Genomic DNA, 18,029 nt, shown 5'->3' on the forward strand with positions numbered 1-18,029 from the left:
TGATGCCGAGCCTCAATCGCTCGAGTCGCGATCCTCGCTGATCCGCAGGTCGGGCGCACAGCCTAGCCAATCCGCCAGCGCCTTCAGGTCCGACACCACATGCTCCGAGGCCAGTTCCGCGCGGCTCTTGTCGAGCCACAAGGTCAGCTGCCCATCCTCGCGCGAGAGGTGGCTTGTCAGCATCGAGGTGCGCGAGCCTGCACCGATGCGGCGGCACAGGCGGAAGGCGAGGCCCCAGCCGGCCGCCTCGCGCAATGCATCCTCGCTGGCGAGCTGCAGCAGCTCCGGCGTTGGCTCGGGCCGGTTGCAGGCCCCGCGCAGGGCCGCGCCGATCAGCGCCCGTTCGCGGTGTTCGAGGCCGAGCCAGCGTTTGTCCATCGCCCAGTCGAAACTGTGCTTCAGCCGCATGTTCGGCTCCAGCCGCCGCTGCGCCTGCGCCAGCATGATCGCGGCGAGCCGCAGCCGCTCTGTCCCCCCGCCATTGGGCGTTACCACCTTCGCGGTCCATCCCGCGATCATCGTCGCGTGCGGAAGCGAGGCACCGCGTGGCGCGGTGAAATGGGTAACGGCGGCCAGCAGCGGGTCTTGGTCGCGCGCGGCCTGTTCCAGCCTATCGAACAGCAGCCCTTCGCGCAGGCCCCAGCCGGAAACCACCAGCCCCTCGGGCTTGAGCGTCGAGAGGATTACCCGCAGCATTGCCGCCGCATCGGGCAGGCCTGCCGCGCGCGAGCTCGATATGCCGTCGATCGACGTGAGCTGGTCGGGGTTCATCTTGGCGAGTTTCTTCGCCACCTTCTCCGCATCCTCGCGCGAAAGGCGGAAGGCATGCGGATCGGTCAGCGGGTATTTCGTCCGGTGCATGGCGAAGGAGGCGAGGGCACGCCAGGTGCCGCCGACGAGGTAGAGCGGGCCCGCCTGTTCCCCGGCCTGCCCCTTGGCCCAGGCGGCGGCGGAAAGCTCCTTCGCCACGGCCTTGCGAAATTCGCGCTCGCCCTGTTCGCGCATGGGGCCGAGGCGGAGCGTGCCCAGCGGCAGGCTGATTCCGTCATGACAGGTGCCATCACCGATCGCGACCAGCTCCAGGCTGCCGCCGCCAAGATCCGCCACCACGCCGCGCGCACCGGGGAAAGCCCCGATCACGCCCATGGCGGCGATATTGGCCTCCTCTTCGCCGGAGAGCAGGCGCGGTTCCAGCCCCAGCGCGCGCACCTTGTCGAGGAAGGCGGCGCCGTTCTTCGCATCGCGCACCGCGGCGGTGGCGACGCATTGCACGTCGCGGATTTCGAGGTCGCGCAGGATCGCGGCAAAGCGGGCGAGGCTGGAGAGCGCCATGTCCATCGCCTTGTCCGGCAGCTTGCCGGTTGCCTCCAGGTCGCGGCCCAGCTTGGCTGTCACCTTCTCGTTCAGCCAGACATCGGGCGTGCGGCGCGTGCCCGAATAGACGACCAGGCGCACCGTGTTGGAGCCGATATCGATTACCGCCCGGTCCGCCTTGTCATACCGGACCGAGCTGCTGCCCGACGCGGAATTGCGCGTCACGCGCCGCCCTTGCGCAAGCTAAGGCGCGGGACACGGCTGTCCTTCAATGCGCCGCCACGGCCGGAGAGCGAGGGGTTGGTCATGAAATAATCGTGGCAGTTGAAAGGCTCGCCGTCATCCTCAACCCGCTCATATTCCCCCGTTTCCCCGTCGAGCAGCCAGCTTTGCTCCGTGTCGAGCAAGTTGGCGAGCAGCACCTGTTCCAGCACCTGGTCATGCACGGTCGGGTTCACGATCGGGACCAGCGTTTCCACCCGGCGATTGAGGTTGCGGCTCATCGCATCGGCGCTTGAGATATAGATCCGCGCGCGGTCGCTCGGCAGTGGCTCGCCATTCGCGAAGGCCCAGATGCGGCTGTGTTCGAGGAAGCGGCCGATGATCGATTTGACGCTGATATTGTCCGACAGGCCCGGAACGCCCGGGCGCAGGCAGCAGATGCCGCGCACGACCAGCACGATATGCACGCCCGCCTGGCTCGCCTCGTACAGCCGGTCGATAATACCCTTCTCAGTGATCGAATTGACCTTGGCCCAGATCGCCGCCGGCTTGCCCGCTTCGGCATTGGCGATTTCCTGATCGATATGTTCGTATAGCCGCTCGCGCAGGTTGAGCGGGCTGATCGCGATCAGCTCGGTCTGCTGCGGCTCGACATATCCGGTGATGAAATTGAACAGCCGCGCGGCATCGCGCCCGAAGGCAGGATCGGCGGTGAAGTAGGACAGGTCGGTATAGATCTTGGTTGTCACCGGGTGGTAATTGCCGGTGCCGAAATGGCAGTAGGTGCGATAGCCCCCCTCTTCCTCGCGCACGACCATGCTGATCTTGGCGTGCGTCTTCCAGTCGATGAAGCCGTAGATCACCTGCACGCCCGCGCGTTCCAGTTCTGCGGCCCATTTGAGGTTCTGCTCCTCGTCGAAACGCGCCTTCAACTCTACCACGGCGGTGACCGACTTGCCCGCTTCGGCTGCAGCACAAAGAGCGTTGATCACCGGTGACTGCTGGCCCGCGCGGTAGAGTGCCTGCTTGATCGACACGACCGCCGGGTCCGCCGCCGCCTGGCGCAGGAAATCGACCACCACCTCGAAGCTCTCATAGGGGTGGTGGATCACGATGTCCTTCTCGCGGATGGAGGCGAAGACGTCGCCATCATGCTCCATCACCCGTTCGGGATAGCGCGGCGTATAGGGCGTGAACTTGAGGTCCGGCCGATCCTCGTCGACCACCTTGGCGAGGCCCGAGACGCCGATCATGCCGATCGTCTTGTTCACCAGCGCCTGTTCCAGCCCTAGCTTGTCGCGCAGCAACTCCTCCGCCGCCGGATCGAAGCTCTCGTCCAGTTCCAGCATGATCACCTGGCCGCGGCGGCGGCGCTGGATGGCGCTGCGGAAATAACGGACGAGGTCTTCGGCTTCTTCCTCCACTTCGATATCGCTGTCGCGCAGCACGCGGAACACGCCGTCGCCTTCGATCCTGAAGCCGGGGAAGAGCAATTGCGCATAGCGGCAGATCAGCCGCTCGATCGCGACATAGGTTGCCTCTTCCCCCGGCACGCGCACGAAGCGCGGCAGCATGGAGGGGACCAGCACCATCTCCACCAGTCGGCTGTCATCCTCCTCGCGCACGAGGTTGAACAGCGCGCCGATGCCGCCATTGGCGACGAAGGGAAAGGGATGCGCCGGGTCGATCGCCTGCGGGGTGATGACCGGCATGATATGGTCGAGGAACCAGGCACGCAGCCAGCTGTCCGCCTCGGGCGTGAGGCTATCCTTGCCCTTGATATGGATGCCGTTGGCGGCCAGCAGCTGGCGCAGTTCGGACAGTGCGGCCTGCTGCATGCGCTCCAGCTCGCTGACCTTGGCCTTGATCGCGGCGAGCTGCTGGGTCGGCGTCTTGCCGTCGATCGACACGCGGCCGACGCCGGTGCGGACCTGTCCCGCCAGGCCAGCAACGCGGATCATCATGAATTCGTCGAGATTGCTGCCCGAGATCGACAGGAAGCGCAGCCGTTCGAGCAGCGGGTAGGCGGGGTTGCGCGCCTCTGCCAGAACGCGTTCGTTGAAGGAGAGCCACGAAAGCTCGCGGTTGAAATAGCGGTTTTCGGGGGCCGTCAGATCGGGCGCGTCGGTGCTGGTGGCGGTATCCATCGCCTGCTGTCTATCCCTGTGATTGCCTGCCTAATGTGGCAGAGAATGTGGTGGTTTCCCTGATCTGGCGCAAGGAAAAGCCCTGAGGTGTCACAGGCCCGGATCGGGCTGTCAGAGCAAGTCCTTCGCCTGCGCGATGGCGGAGATCCCGCGCTTGCCCTGGCTGCGGTCGAGCTGCACGATCACGTCGATCACGCTGGCGGCATAGGCGATTGTATCGCTGCGGGTGAGGCCGATGCCGGTCTGCATCACCATCAGGCTCAGCTGTTCCAGCGCGCCGCGCAAGCTGTTGGCGTGGATGGTCGAGAAGCTGCCCGGATGGCCGGTATTGATCGCGCGCAGGAAGGAGACGCTCTCCTGCCCGCGCAATTCGCCCAGCACGATGCGGTCTGGCCTGAGGCGCAGCGCGCTCTGCAGCAGCTCGTTGGCGCTGACCTTCGCCTCGCCCAGCTCGCCCTTTACCGCCACAAGTCCCACGCCGTTGGCGCCGGGAAGCTTCAGTTCGGGCGTATCCTCGACCAGCACCACACGCTCCTCACGCGGGATTTCGCCAAGCATGGCGTTGAGGAAGGTCGTCTTGCCGGTGCTGGTGCCGCCGGAAATGAGCACGGTCTTCCTCGCCCTTATCGCGGCGCGCAGGAAGTCGATCGGCTGTTCGACCGGATCGGGCATGACGGGTTCGACGTGGCCGGCGAGCGGGCCGGAATCATAGGCGTCTAGCGGCAGGTCCAGCCGGCGGTGGCGGCGGATTGCCATGGCCCAGTGCTTGCGCGTGGCGGGCGGGCCGCAGAACTGTACGCGCGCACCGTCGGGCAGGGTCGCGCCGAGCAGCGGGTGTTCGCGATTGATGCCCTGGTGGCTGACGCGGGCGACCTGTTCGGCAAGGCGCTGCACCAGCTTGTCATCGACCTGCGGCGCTTCGATGCGCTGCATGCCGGGGCTTGCGGCATCCTCCACCCAGATCTCTCCGGGGCCGTTGACGAGGACTTCGGTCACCGTGTCGCGGTCCAGCCATTCGCGGAAAGGCGCGAGATAGGCGTCCAGATAGACCGAGCCGCTGACCGCGGGCGGCGCTTCGGGCGCACCGGCTGCCACCGGAGCTTCGTCCGATTGCGGCTCTTCGCCCGCCAGCCTGTGGATCTCCGCACTCATCGCATCGTGCCTTTAGAGCCGCGGGGCCTGGCTGAAATCGAGGTCGCGTGCGGTGAAGACGCGGATCGGCTCACCCTGGCGCACGCGCACCGTGGGCGGGCGCTGGCCGTCCTGCTGGATCGCGGCGCTGGCGGCATTCTCCCCGCCGCCCATGATTATCGAGGCACCCCCGCTGGCGATGGTGGTGAGGCCGCCGATGACCGAGAGCAGCATGGCCGAACCGAAACGCTGGAAGAAGTGGCTGTCCACCTCGCCCGCAAGACCCGTCGTGCCGTCGAAACCGACCGCCGGGCTGGCGAGGTTGACCGACACGCCGTCGGGCCGGATCAGCCGCGTCCAGATCACATAGGCGCGCTTCTGCCCCTGCTGCAGGCCGGACTGGTACTGGCCGACCAGGCGGCTGGAGCGCGGCACGAGGATGCGGCTGCCATCGAAGCTGCGCACGTCCTGGCTCACCACGGCGCGGACATAGCCGGGCACGTCGGTATTGATCGCGGTTTCCAGCACGGCGGGGATCATCGTGCCCTGCGTGACCGTGGTCGTCGGGTTGATGTCGACACGCGCGGTGGCGGGGCCACCGCCCACGCCACCGATGCGCGCGGCGAAGTCGCCTGCCGAGCTCGAACCGGGGATCGGACCGCCCTCTGCCGCTGCGGCGGCCGCTGCAGCAGGCCCGGTTAGCGCGGCGCCGGGAGCAGCACCGGCATCGAAGACCACGGCGGGTGAGGAATAGGGATTGGATACCGGCTGGTAGCCTTCAACCGGCGACTGCGCGAGCACCGGGGCAGGTGCATTTGCGTCGACAGGCTGCGGCGCGCCGGCATTGGCGCTGGGGAGGCCCTCGATCGCAGGCGGAGGCGTGGCCACGGCGGTCTGCTGCGGCGGCACGGCGGCAGGCACCGCATCGTTCGCTGCCTCCTCGCCGCCACGGCTGGCATTGAGGCCATAGAGCGTGGCCGCACCAAGCAGGGCCACGAAACCGATGCCGGCGGTGAGGCCCAGCGCATCGGACTTGCCCCTGCGATTGGCGACCGCCGGATAAGAAGTGCGGCTGGCGAGATCGATGATCTCGGTCGTCGCATCCTCGCGCGGATCGCTATCGGCGGCGGAGCCGCCATTCTTTTCGGGAAGACGCATTGCCAGTTTCATGGGCCTGTCTCCTATGCTCCGGCGAGCGAGGTCTGCTGCTCGCCGCGCTCTGCCCGGCCCGGGCCATTGTAAAAGAGGCGGGCGGAATCATCGCCCGATCGCAGGATGATTTCCACCGGCACCGCATCGATGATCACCAGATCACCGCGCACGGCGAAGTTCACCGGGCCTTCGACACCGTACTCATCCTTCACCAATATGGCAGGCATGGGCTCGCCCACCGGCCAGGCGATGAAAGTCGCTTCGCCATTGTCATAGATGCTTTCGGGCAGAAGTTCGGCGCTGCCGTCACTGCTCCAGTCGAAATTGAGCGTGGCGGGATCGATCACCGCCAGATCGTCATTGGCGGCGGCCATTTCGGTCTCGTTCGCCAGTTCGCGTTCCTCGGCTTCCGCTTCGGCCAGCGCGGCCTCTTCCTCCGGATAGCGGAAGTTCAGCACGTAGAGCGGGTTGCGATGCGCCGGATTGGCGACGAGGTCGAACAAATAGACGCGGCGATCGGTCACCACGGTCATGTTGGTGGCGGCGCGTTCGGCCAGCGGCTTCACGAATAGCAGGTTGGCGCTGCGGCTGGGGGTCACCTGCCATTTTTGCGAATCGCCGATGGCGACGTTCTGGATTGCCTCTCCTTCGCCGAAGCGGATGGTGGCCTGCACGTTCACGCGGCCTTCCACGCGCAAGACTTCGGCATCGCTATAATCGCGGGTGACAAGGCGCGGATCGCCTTCGGCAGCAGCGGGAAGCGCGATGGCGCTGGTGGCGAACAGGGCCGCGGCGAGAAGGGCGCGGGTCATGGCTTGGGTTTCTCCGTCGAACGAATGGGGGCGGACTTGAAGCGGCTGCCAATGCCGCGCGTCCGTGAAGGGGTGGAACCTCCCGCCTGAGCGGGGGATGAAGCCTGTCCGGCGATCACCGTCGTCTCACGCGAAATCTCGCGGGTGGAGGAGCCGGTATCATTGGCCGCCACGGGTGCGGCCTGCGCCACGCGAATATCGCGGGACGCGGCGGTGGCCACCTGCTGCTGGCGCTGCTGCGCGGTCGATTGCGTAAGCGCGGGAGCGGGTGCGCGGTCGGGCGCCAATGCCCGGTCGCGTGCATCGTCGGTGCGGTCGGAGCCGGAGGCCATGCCGAAGACGGTCCAGCCGCTGACCATTGTGGTTGCGACCTTGGTGACCATGAACATCAGCGCCAGGTGCACCGCGCCGATCATGAAGAAGGCCATGGCCGGGCGCACATCGATCTTGCCGGGCGTTGCCATCAAGGCGGCAAGCACGGGGGTCGCCAGTTCCAGCATCAGCGATCCCGCCAGCACGGCGAAAAGCGGGGCGAGCGCCATCAGCACCGCAGCCTTCAGCCAGCCGGCGAACAGGCCGCGCGTGCCCTTGAACAGCGCCATGACGATGAAGATCGGCCCCAGCGCCATCAGCACGGCGAGCGCGATCTTGCAGGTGGCGAGCACGCCGACCGTGCCCAGCAGAAGCATGGTGCCGCCGCTCCATAGCAGGCCGGGCGGTGAGAAGATGCTGGTGGTTTCGCCCATGGCATCGCCGCCCGATGCTTCCATCAGCGAATACATCACCACGTCGAGCTTGTCGGCGAAAATGATGGTGGCAGAGCCATCGGTGCCCATAAGCGCGCCGGCGATCTCATCTGGTCCCAAAACAAGGATATTCCAGAAGACCGTCTGGAACAGCACAAAGCTGGTGGCGAAGCTCACTACCGCGACCAGCACGAACATTTGTGGTGTCAGCGATGACAGACTTATCCGAAGCCGCCCGGTGATCAGGCCGAAGCCAAGCAAGGCGACAAATACCACCAACAGTGCCTGCAGCGGCAGGAGGAAGGCACCATCAGCACCGAAAATGCGATTGAAGGCGGCCTGCGACATCTCGCTCGCCGCGCAGTCTATCGCGCGCAGGCTTGCGCCAATGCCAGCGCCGACGCCTTCCAGCGCGCCCTGGCATTGGGTCATCGAGGCATTCGCAGCGTTCACTCGGCGGCTTCCCAGTTTGCGTCGATATCGCCGTCGCTGGCGGGCGTGCCCGGCCAGCGGCGGTTGGTGAGCGCAGGATACCACTGTGCAGGATCATCGCCCACCGCTTCGCGCAGCAGATCGAGCCTGCGGACCGAGCTTTCGCGGCCGGAGAGGATGGTGAGCACTTCGGGCGCGCCCGACAGGTCGAGGCGGACCACGACACTGGCATCGGGCTGGCGCACCAGGAAGCAGCGGCTATGTGCGGGCAGGCTCTTGATCAGCGCGAATTCGTGCTCGGTCAGGCCGAAGCCTTCGCAATAATCCTCCGCCCGTGCGCGGGCATTGGGCATGAAGATCATCGTCGCGGTCTGTTCGACCAGCGCGGTGGAGATGCGGCTGTCGAGCGCGTCGCGCGCGCTCTGCGTGGCGAAGCCGACCAGCGCGTTGCGCTTGCGCAGCGTCTTCAGCCAGTCGCGGATCCGCGCGGCGAAAACCTCGTCATCCAGCGCCTTCCACCCCTCGTCGATCAGGATCATCGTCGGGTGGCCATCCAGCCGCTCGTCGATGCGGTGGAACAGGTACATCATCACCGGCGTGCGCAGCTTGGGGTTTTCCAGCAGCGCGGTCATGTCGAAACCCAGTACGCGGGTGGACAGGTCGAGCTTGTCCTCCGCATTGTCGAACAGCCAGCCATTCTCGCCATCCTCGATCCAGGCGGAGAGGCGATCGGCAAGGTCGCCCGGCTGCGGGCGGCGCGAACCGGAGACGAGCTCCTTGAAGTGGCGCAGGCGGCGGAGCGAGGCGTCGTTGGCATAGGCCGCGTCGACTGCATGGGCGATAGTTGCCTCTTCCTCCGGTCCCTCGACCTTCAGGACAACACCCAGCCAGTCGCGCAGGAAGGCGCGGTTGGCGGGTGTGTCTTCCAGCGCCATCGGGTTGAAGCCCGAAGGCTCGCCCGAACGCACGCGGTCATAGCTGCCGCCGATGCCGCGAATGAACAGCTCCGCACCGCGATCCTTGTCGAACAGGATCGTGCGGGGGCTGAACTTCTGTGCCTGGGCGGCGAGGAAATTCATCACCACGGTCTTGCCCGAACCCGACGGCCCGATGACCGAGAAATTGCCGAGGTCGCCATGGTGGAAATTGAAGAAGAAGGGCGTGGCGCTGGTCGTCTGCAGCAGCGTGACCGCCTGCCCCCAGTGATTGCCGTCCGCCTGTCCCAGCGCAAAGCCGTGGAGCGAGCCGAAGCCCGCCATGTTCGCGGTGGAGATCATCGCCCGGCGGACGAGATATTGCTCATTGCCTGGGAACTGGCCCCAGAAAGCGGGCTCCAGATTGGTATCCTCGCGCACGGCGATCGCGCCGGTATCGGCAAGCGCCGCGGCAATGCGCGCGGTGGCATCGTCGAGTCGGTCGAGGGTGCTTTCGCGCACCAGCACAGAGAGGTGGTGATCGCCGAAAGCGACCGAGCCGGCGCCCAGCTCGTCACGCGCGGAGAACATGTCCGCCCGCTCTGCCTGCGCTTCCTCATCGGCGGAACGCAGGCGGCGCAAGGCGAGGTCGATCCGCTCGCGCGCACTCTGACGTTCCTGCGGGGCGAAGCTTTCGGACACGACCATCTCATGCGGCAGGCGCAGCATCGCATCGAGCAGGCCGGGGCTGGTCGCGTCCGGGTAATCCTTGAGGCTGAGGATGGAGGCGAAATCGGCGCCGCCGGCCCCGCGCAATTCCATTGCATCGATGCCGAAGCTGGCGCGGCGATAGGGCAGCATCTTGCCGATATCGGTGGCGTCGTCGGGACGGCGCACCGGGCGCATCTCGCCATTGTAGAGTGCGGAGAGCAACTCCAGCAGCTCATTGTTCGCATGGCCGCTGGGGCCGGTGTAATCGCCCAGGGTCTGCGCGCCATATTCGCCGAGCGATGCGGCCAGCGCCTGCAATGCCGCCCTCAGCGAACGCAGGTCCTTGGGATCGACCTCCTCGGCCTCCGTAGCCCTGCCCTTGACCAGTTTAGACAGCTTCTCGCCCCAGCCAGCCTTGCCGCGCGCCGGGCGGCGCACCAACGTGACGAACTGGTCGTTGACGAACAGCGAGCCGCTGGACAGCTTCTGCCGCCAGCGCGCATCGATATGGGCGGAAAGCGGATCGTCGAAGCTCGCCTCCAGCTCCACCGACACGCGGCGGCGTATGACGTGGTGATAGAGCACGAAGCGCGCATCGAGGTTGGAGCGCAGCATCACCTCGCGCGTGGCCGCATGGGCGTTGAGCGCTTCGGTATCCTCGGTCTCGAACAGCAGGCCGGGCACTTGCAGCGCGCCCATCAGCGATCCGTCGCGCAGCAGCACCACGTCGCTGTCGACCAGCTGGGCATAGGGCAGGCGCTCGCCTGCATGCGCTTCCTTGGCGCTCCATGCCGCGGCTCCCAGCCACTTGCTCATAATCACTTCACTCCCTGCCGTATACGCGGCGGTTCCGGTTCGCGCCCGCTGTCAGCCGGTGTAGCTGTTACAGCCCCAGCGCTTGTAGTTCTTCACGCGCGGGCACTTGCTGACCTTGGTGATCCAGAGGTCGAAAATCCGCGGTTCTCGCAGACAAGCGAAATAGCCGATCGCATGCATCACCAGCGGCACCGGGATGATCCACAGGCTCTTCAGGATCAGGAAGGCCTCGGTCGTCACCAGCATGTTGATGATGAAATAGTTATATGTCACCCCGGCGAACATCTGCGGGCGGGTCAGCGCACGGTGGACGGGATGGCGGGTCAGCTGCGTCACGTTTCCCTCAGCCCACCGCTGCTGCGCTCTGGATGCCGGCCACGATGGTGGCAGCGCCGAAGATGATGAAGCAGCCGATGATCACGGTCGCGCCGAAGCGCCAGTTCATCCGCCCCGTCAGCATCATGAAGCCGACTGCGGCCACGGCCATCACGGCAACCGCAGTGGCGATATTGCCCAGCAGCGTGCCCTGCATCCAGAAGACGGCAGCCTCGATCGGGCCGGATCCGGCAGTGCTCTGCGCATGGGCGGTGGCGGGAAGGAACAGCGCGACGAGCGCCAGCAGGCGGGCAGTAAGCGACATTGTTATTGGGTACTCCGGGAATGGTTCGATAGCCGGCCCATGATGGAGCCGACATAGTTCTGTGTTTCGCGAATGCGCGGGATGCCGCCCGCGCGCTGAACGCGGCCGGGTCCGGCATTGTAGGCTGCAAGCGCGCGTTCGAGGTCGCCGTCGAAACGGTCGAGCTGTTCGCGCAGGTAACGGGCGCCGCCTTCGAGATTGGCGGCGGGATCGTCAGGGTTCACGCCCAGGTCGCGCGCGGTGCCCGGCATCAGCTGGGCGAGGCCTCGCGCCCCTGCGGGCGAAACGGCGTTTTCGCGCCAGCGGCTCTCCTGCCAGACCACCGCCTCGATCAATGCGGGGCTGAGGTCATAACGGGCGGAAAGCTGCGCCACCAGCGGGGCATAGCGTTCGGGGATGCCGCCTGTATGGCGCGCGGGATCGGCCACCGCCGCATCGGGCAGGGCCTGCATGTGTTCGGGGACTTCGACCAGTTCCGCGGCCATCACCGCAGCGGCGGCCTCGGCAGCGACGCCGGGTCCGGACACCCAGCGCGCTTCGCCGCCATTGCCCACTTCCAACACATCGGCATGCGCGGGAACGGCCAGCAGCACGGGTGCGGCAAGGAGCACGGCAATGAGGGCGCGTTGCAGAATCACTTAGGTCGGAGCCTCCAATCCCGTGCATTTGCGTACAACAAATGACACGCGCGTGACAGTGGAGCAGCAAAAAGGCCCGGCAGCAATCCGCCGGGCCCTTCTTGCGATCCCCGAATGCGGCCCGGAGGTAATTGGGGCCAAAGGGACTTTGTGCGACTTTATAATATAGGGGGCGCTGGAACCGGGCCGCAGTTAGTTCATTGCCAGCGCATTGCCTTCCAGCTGGCGCAGGGCGGTGCGCGCGGCGCGGCGCGAATCGACCCAGCTCCCATCTGCCAGTTCGAGCTGGTAGCGAATGTCGCTTTCCGCAGCTTCGCGATAGAGCGCAGCGGCGCGCTCGGTATCGCCCAGCTCGGCATAGGCGCTGCCGAGATTGATCAGCAGGGCAGGGTCACCGGGGTTTTCGGCGCGCAGCGCTTCGAGGTTGGCAATCGCTTCTCGTGCCTGGCCAGCCGCCAGCGTCTCGTAAGCGACTTCGGTCGTCTCGGTACCTTCGGGTGCACCGATGATCGCCACCGAACCGGCCTGCGCGAACAGCAGGGCTCCCATCACCAGATTGGCCATCATGGCATCTCTCCTTGTTTGTTTCTTGGCCCCGTAGATGCGCCGAACAAGACGATTTCGCAACAAAACCGTCATAATGTCACAAAAGCGCAATATTGCCCCTTCCCGAGCTGCGCTGCGGGTTCTTCCAGCAATTTTTCCGGTTGACTCAATTTTGTCCCGCAGGGGTCACACCCCCTCGGGAGAGGAAGGCTGTGGATTGTGACAAATCACCGTCACACAGTCCGCAAACTGTCACACCCGGTCCCTAGCTGGCGAGTCGCGACATGACTTCGCATTCTTTTCGATTCTCGGTTTTTTGAGGGGACCGCACGCTGTGACACACCTTTCCCGTTCTCTTGTCCTTGGTTGCTCGATTCTGGCGCTTTCCGCCTGCGGCCCCGAGGAAATCGCTTCGCCCGGCACCGGTGGCAATGTGACCATCAACAACCCCGCCGCGCCGGCTCCCACCCCGACGCCGACTTCCACCGGCGGCACGCTGGTGACGCCGGCCACGGGTTGCCCCACCATCGCCGACCCGCAGGGCCTGACCGATGAAGACACGATCACCGGTCCCGAGGGCGAATGGCGCGTTTGCGCGCTGCCCGACGTGATCAACGTTTCCTCCACGCTGCCCCGCGTTCCCGGCCTGCTTTACCGCCTGCCCGGCCGCGTCGACGTCGGCACCGATGGCGGTGCGGTTCCCACCAGCGCGGATACGGATGTCGAGCTGACCATCGAGCCCGGCGTGATCATCTATGCCAGCGGCGCGGCCTTCCTGAACGTGACGCGCGGCAACTCGATCAATGCCAACGGCACCGAGGACATGCCGATCATCATGACCAGCCGCGACAACGTGCTGGGCCTCAACAACGCCAACTCCTCCGGCCAGTGGGGCGGCCTGGTCCTGTCAGGCCGTGCGCCGGTCACCGATTGCTTCCTGCCCGCTGCAGCGCCGGGGACGAACGACTGCTATCGACGCGTCGAAGGCGCGACGCCGGACACCTACTTTGGCGGTGAGCTTGAGGACGATAGCTCAGGCTCGGTCAGCTACATGCAGATCCGCTATTCCGGCTTTGTCCTTTCGGGCGACGACGAACTGCAGTCGCTGACCACCGGTGGCATTGGCTCGGGAACCGACATCAGTTTCATCCAGTCGGTCAATTCTTCGGATGACGGCATCGAGTTCTTCGGCGGCGTTGTGAACGCCAAGAACATTATCGTCGCCGGCGCCGAGGACGACTCGCTCGACAGCGACACCGGTGTGAAGCTGAACATGCAGTATGTGCTGGTCGCCCAGCGCCAGGACATCGGCGACGCTATCATCGAGGCCGACTCCAACAACGGCCTGTATGATGACCTGCCGCGCCAGGACACGCAGTTGGTCAACGCCACGCTCATCCAGCGCAAGGTCGATGATCAGGTCGTCCGCATCCGCGGTGCTGCCGACTATGGCATCTACAACTCGGTCATCATCGATCAGGGCAGCGCTGCCACGCCGTGCATCCGCATCGACCAGGCCGAAACCGCCGAACCGGCTGACGCCCCGACCGACGAGAACGGCCCGCCGGTCTTCAACTCGGTCGCGCTCGACTGCGCCACCAACTTCCGCGACGGCAGCGATGGCGGTCCGACCGCCGCCGAAGCAGAGGCTCTGTTCGACCTGGGCGTCGGCAACGACAAGGCTTTCACCAGCACGATCGCTTCTGGCTACCTCAACGGTCCGAACGAAGACGACTTCATCCCGCTCTTCGACGTGACCACCTTGCCGGGCGGCTTCTTCGAGGCTTCCACCTTTATCGGTGCGGTTACCGCGAGCGATGACTGGACCCAGGGTTGGACCTGCGATTCCGCGGCCATAACCTTCACCAACAATACCGGCAGTTGTGGCGCCATCCCGGTCTTTAACTAAGGGCCTGTGAGCGGGGAGGGGCGCATGGCCAGAAGGCCCGGCGCCCCTCCCTGCCTTCTAATATGTGCGGGAGCTTGGCCCCGCCCAATCCTGCGGAACCAAGTCATGAGGGAATCTGACACCATGAACACTGGCAAGCAGCTTGTAGCGCTGCTTCTGCTCACCACCGCGCTCACCTTTCCGGGCGCGGTTCTTGCTCAAGATTCCGATGCGCCCGCCGATCCGGCGGAAGCAATGGATGATGGCGCAGATCAACCCGAGGACGAATTCGAGGAGCCGGATATCTCGGTGCCCGGCGGCGACACGATCATTGTCACCGGCCGGATCAATCGCGATCCGGTGCGTGCCTCCACCCAGGTGGTGAGCGTGCTTTCCACCGAACAGATTGCGCGTACTGGCGAAGGCGACATTGCCGGCGCCTTGGGCCGCGTCACCGGCCTTTCGGTCCAGGGACAGGGCTTCGTCTATGTCCGCGGCCTGGGCGACCGCTACTCGCTGGCACTGCTGAACGGCTTGCCGCTGCCTTCGCCGCAGCCGCTGAGCCGTGTGGTGCCGCTGGATATCTTCCCGACCAATGTCGTCGCCAGCTCGCTGGTGCAGAAGACCTATTCGGCGAACTTTCCCGGCGAATTCGGCGGTGGCGTGATCAACCTGACCACCCGCGCCATTCCCGATGAGAGCTTCCTCAAGGTCGGCGGCAGCGTCTCGGGTGATACCGAGACGACTTTCCACAATGGCCTCAGTTATTACGGTTCGGACTTCGACTGGTTCGGCTTCGATGACGGCACGCGCGACCTCGCCCCGGCAGTCCAGGCCTATTTCGATAGCGGCAACCGCATGACCGACCTCGAAGTCGACCAGCAGGCTATTGCCCGCGACCTCGGCAATCCGAACCTGATCCTGTTGCAGAAACTGGGCGACGTCCCGGCCAACTGGTCCGCCAGCATCACCGCCGGCACCGCGACCGACATCTTCGATGATGGCCGCCTTGGCGTGGTCGCCACGGCTTCGATCAGCAATAAGTGGCGCACGCGCGACATCACCTCGCAAGCGGTGCTGGCGGATTTCACGCTGGACCAGGATTTCAACGATTTCGTCACCGACAACCGCCTCCTCACCAACGCCATGCTCGGCTTTGGCCTGGAAGCGGGTGACCACGTCTTCCGCTTCACCAACCTCTTCATCCGCGACACGGTAAAGCAGGCGCGCCTCAGCCAGGGTGAGGATTTCCAGGACGACGACAGCATCCAGCAGCAGCAGACCGCCTGGTACGAACGCCAGCTGATCGACAGCCAGCTGGTGGCGGAAATGGAATTCGGCAAGCTTGGTGTGGACCTGCGCGGCGGCTATGCGCAGACGCAGCGCGAGGCGCCGTACGAATACACCTTCACCTATGTGCGCGACAACGCGCAGGGGCCGTTGTCTGATTATTTCATCAACGTGCTCGATCGCCAGACCGGCGATGCCAGGGTGGTCTTCTCGGAGCTGAAGGAGGAGCTGTGGTACGGCGGTATCGACCTCAGCTACCCGGTGCTCGACTGGGCGAACCTGACCGTCGGCTATGCCTATAGCGACACTGATCGTTATTCGGAGCGGCGCGAATTCCTGTTCAACGCACCGTCCGATTTTCCCGATGCGGTGGGCCTGCTGCGGCCGGACCTGCTGCTGGGCGACGCGATCATCGATTACTTCAATATCGGCCTGATCGAATCCACCCAGTCGGACCCGGCCTTCCAGGCTGCGCTGGAGATCCATGCCGGCTACGGCAAGGTGAACCTGCAGCCGCACGACATGGTCAATATCGACCTTGGCGTGCGCTATGAGGATGCGACGCAGAGCGTTGACCCGGTGGAAGTGTTCAACACGCCTACCAATTCGGGCAGCGCCACCTCGCTCGCCAATGACTACTGGCTGCCGGGGGCGACGGTCACCATCGAGCCTATGGAGCAGCTGCAGCTGCGCGCCAGCGCCAGCCGCACGATCGCCCGCCCGCAGTTCCGCGAGCTGATCTTCCAGTCCTATTACGATCCGGAAACCAACCGCCAGTTCGTGGGTAACCCGTTGCTGACCGACAGCGAACTGACCAACTATGAAGTGCGCGCCGAATATTACTTCGGTGGCACGGACCGCATCGCGGTGGCCGGCTTCTACAAGGACATCGACAGCCCGATCGAGGCTTTCTCGAGCTTCTCCGACAACGAGCAGATCACCAGCTTCGCCAATGCTCCCAGTGCCAAGCTGTGGGGTGTGGAAGCCGATGCGCAATATACGTTCGATCTGTTCAACCTGGGCGGCTTCTTTGAAAGCAAGGAACTGCTGGTCTTCGCCAACTATACCTATACCCAGTCGGACATCAGCGTGCAGGATGGCGATGTCGCCCGTTTGTTCCCGAATGGTGAGACTGCGGCGACGAACCTCTTCGCGGATGGCAGGCCGCTTACCGGTCAGTCGGACCACCTGGTCAATTTCCAGATGAGCCTGGAGGATATCGACCAGCTGCAGCAGTTCACCGTGATGCTGAACTATGCCAGCGAGCGCGTGACCAGCCGTGGTACGTCCGGCCTGCCCGATATCGTCGAGGATCCGGGCCTGAAGGTCGACCTGGTCTTCCGCCAGGGCATCGACCTGTTCGGGGTGGAAAGCGAATTGCAGTTCGAAGCGCGCAACATCTTCGGCCGTCCGAACGAGGAATTCCAGACCAACGGCACCGATCGGGCCGAGATAAACACCTATGACGTGGGGACCGAGCTGTCGGCTTCGATCTCCTTCACTTTCTGATACCTGCGCCGTCGGCTGCGGCCTCCCCAAGGCCGGCGGGACAAAACTGGAATGGACCTCGTCCCTCGCGGGACGGGGTCCTTTTTTGTGTGGCTGTCAGTGAGTGTGAGCAGGTGCCTGCTCAGGGCAGGTCGAGCACGTAGCCCTTGCCGTGCACCGTGCGCAGCAGGCTTCCCGCGCCCGCTTCACGCATGCCGAAGCGCAGGCGCTTGATCCACACATCGACGGTGCGAAGGTATTCGGGATCGCCGGCCTTGCCCAGCGCATCGACAAGTTCCTGGCGGGAGAGGATGCGATTGGCGTTCTCGGCCATGAAGCGCAGTACGCGGAACTCGTTGGGCCTCAGGGGTATGAGGGCGCCTTTCCAGCGCGCCTGCTCACCCGCGACATTGATCTGCAATTCGCCAATATCGACGGTCTGCACGCCAGCGGGCCTGCGCCCATTGCATTGCAGCGCCAGCACCCTGTCGAGCATGGCCTGCCGGTCGAGCGGCCCCACCGCGTAATCGTCGGCACCCGCCTTCAAGGCGCGGCGGCGGTCCTCCGCATCGTCTGCCTCCAGCACGATGGTCACATGTGCATCGCTCAGCCGCGGATCGGCCCGCAGGCGGCGGCACATTTCCAGGCCGGAAAGATCGTCCATCACCCAATCGACGAACGCCCACACGCTGCCCTCGATCAGCTTTTGCGGACCTTCGGAGGTGAGCAGGCCAAAAGTGAATTCGCTGTCGCCATTGGAAAAGGGGGCGTATCGCGCCGCATCTGCATTGGTGGTGACGATACTTACGCGGTTCATCGCATGCATTCCCCTGCCGGTGTCAGCGTCAGGTGCCATCGCGATGTGACTCGTATATGACGAAATGCGGCACGGATTACCGTGCTTGGACGAACTCTTCCGAAGGGGAGATGTCAGCCGCGGCAAAGTGGCGGAGACGGAGGGATTCGGAACTGTGAACTTATATATTTGATATTAAATAATTATAATTCCACCTATGTTTCCATGCAGTCCCACAAGTTCGATCCCTGGATACACAGAAAGGTAGCCTATCTACCGGTCAGTTCGACCAAATCTCTCAATTGAGGGGCAGGGCGCGCGATTGAATGCCGAGTTCATGGCCTTC

Annotated in this window: 14 protein-coding genes; 2 read left to right on the top strand and 12 right to left on the bottom strand. The window is 64.7% G+C overall.

Features of this window, described 5'->3' with window-relative positions; all coding sequences use genetic code 11:
- Positions 1-12: 12 nt before the first annotated feature.
- The 11 genes from E5222_RS12300 to E5222_RS12350 form a co-directional block, all read right to left on the bottom strand.
- Positions 13-1,539 (bottom strand): Ppx/GppA family phosphatase, encoded by a 1,527-nt coding sequence (locus E5222_RS12300; protein WP_136694087.1) that lies wholly within the window; start codon positions 1,537-1,539, stop codon positions 13-15.
- Entirely contained in the window at positions 1,536-3,683 is a 2,148-nt protein-coding gene (locus E5222_RS12305; protein WP_136694088.1) for an RNA degradosome polyphosphate kinase, read from the bottom strand. Before E5222_RS12305 ends, E5222_RS12300 begins: the two co-directional genes overlap by 4 nt.
- A 111-nt stretch (positions 3,684-3,794) precedes the next feature.
- Entirely contained in the window at positions 3,795-4,835 is a 1,041-nt protein-coding gene (gene virB11, locus E5222_RS12310) for a P-type DNA transfer ATPase VirB11 (protein WP_136694089.1), read from the bottom strand.
- Positions 4,836-4,847: 12 nt separating this feature from the next.
- Entirely contained in the window at positions 4,848-5,984 is a 1,137-nt protein-coding gene (locus E5222_RS12315; RefSeq protein WP_246021750.1) for a TrbI/VirB10 family protein, read from the bottom strand.
- Positions 5,985-5,995: 11 nt separating this feature from the next.
- Complete coding sequence (locus tag E5222_RS12320) at positions 5,996-6,778, bottom strand: TrbG/VirB9 family P-type conjugative transfer protein (RefSeq protein ID WP_136694090.1); 783 nt, start codon at positions 6,776-6,778, stop codon at positions 5,996-5,998.
- On the bottom strand, positions 6,775-7,977 hold the full coding sequence (locus tag E5222_RS12325) for a TrbL/VirB6 family protein (protein ID WP_246021751.1): 1,203 nt from the start codon (positions 7,975-7,977) through the stop codon (positions 6,775-6,777). The genes E5222_RS12320 and E5222_RS12325 overlap by 4 nt, the downstream gene beginning before the upstream one ends.
- Entirely contained in the window at positions 7,974-10,397 is a 2,424-nt protein-coding gene (locus E5222_RS12330; RefSeq protein WP_136694091.1) for a VirB4 family type IV secretion/conjugal transfer ATPase, read from the bottom strand. Before E5222_RS12330 ends, E5222_RS12325 begins: the two co-directional genes overlap by 4 nt.
- A gap of 51 nt (positions 10,398-10,448) precedes the next feature.
- Positions 10,449-10,733, bottom strand: coding sequence for a VirB3 family type IV secretion system protein (locus tag E5222_RS12335; protein ID WP_136694092.1), 285 nt, complete (start codon positions 10,731-10,733; stop codon positions 10,449-10,451).
- 7 nt (positions 10,734-10,740) lie between these two features.
- Positions 10,741-11,037: a TrbC/VirB2 family type IV secretion system protein gene (locus E5222_RS12340; protein ID WP_136694093.1), complete on the bottom strand. Its 297-nt coding sequence runs from the start codon at positions 11,035-11,037 to the stop codon at positions 10,741-10,743.
- A 2-nt stretch (positions 11,038-11,039) separates the two neighbouring features.
- Positions 11,040-11,675, bottom strand: coding sequence for a lytic transglycosylase domain-containing protein (locus tag E5222_RS12345; RefSeq protein ID WP_425456257.1), 636 nt, complete (start codon positions 11,673-11,675; stop codon positions 11,040-11,042).
- 192 nt (positions 11,676-11,867) lie between these two features.
- The gene (locus E5222_RS12350; protein ID WP_246021753.1) at positions 11,868-12,242 is read right to left on the bottom strand and encodes a tetratricopeptide repeat protein; all 375 of its coding nucleotides are present in this window, start codon (positions 12,240-12,242) and stop codon (positions 11,868-11,870) included.
- A 313-nt stretch (positions 12,243-12,555) separates the two neighbouring features.
- On the opposite strand from E5222_RS12350, the gene E5222_RS12355 reads away from it, so the two are divergent.
- Complete coding sequence (locus tag E5222_RS12355) at positions 12,556-14,130, top strand: hypothetical protein (RefSeq protein WP_136694094.1); 1,575 nt, start codon at positions 12,556-12,558, stop codon at positions 14,128-14,130.
- Between the two features lie 123 nt (positions 14,131-14,253).
- A complete protein-coding gene (locus E5222_RS12360; RefSeq protein ID WP_136694095.1) occupies positions 14,254-16,908 on the top strand; it encodes a TonB-dependent receptor domain-containing protein in 2,655 nt (884 codons plus the stop codon).
- Between the two features lie 121 nt (positions 16,909-17,029).
- Here E5222_RS12360 and E5222_RS12365 read toward each other — a convergent pair whose 3' ends face one another.
- Complete coding sequence (locus tag E5222_RS12365) at positions 17,030-17,704, bottom strand: response regulator transcription factor (RefSeq protein WP_136694096.1); 675 nt, start codon at positions 17,702-17,704, stop codon at positions 17,030-17,032.
- Between the last annotated feature and the right edge of the window lie 325 nt (positions 17,705-18,029).

It is taken from the genome of Alteraurantiacibacter aquimixticola, assembly GCF_004965515.1.
GTDB classification, from domain to species: Bacteria; Pseudomonadota; Alphaproteobacteria; order Sphingomonadales; family Sphingomonadaceae; genus Alteraurantiacibacter; species Alteraurantiacibacter aquimixticola.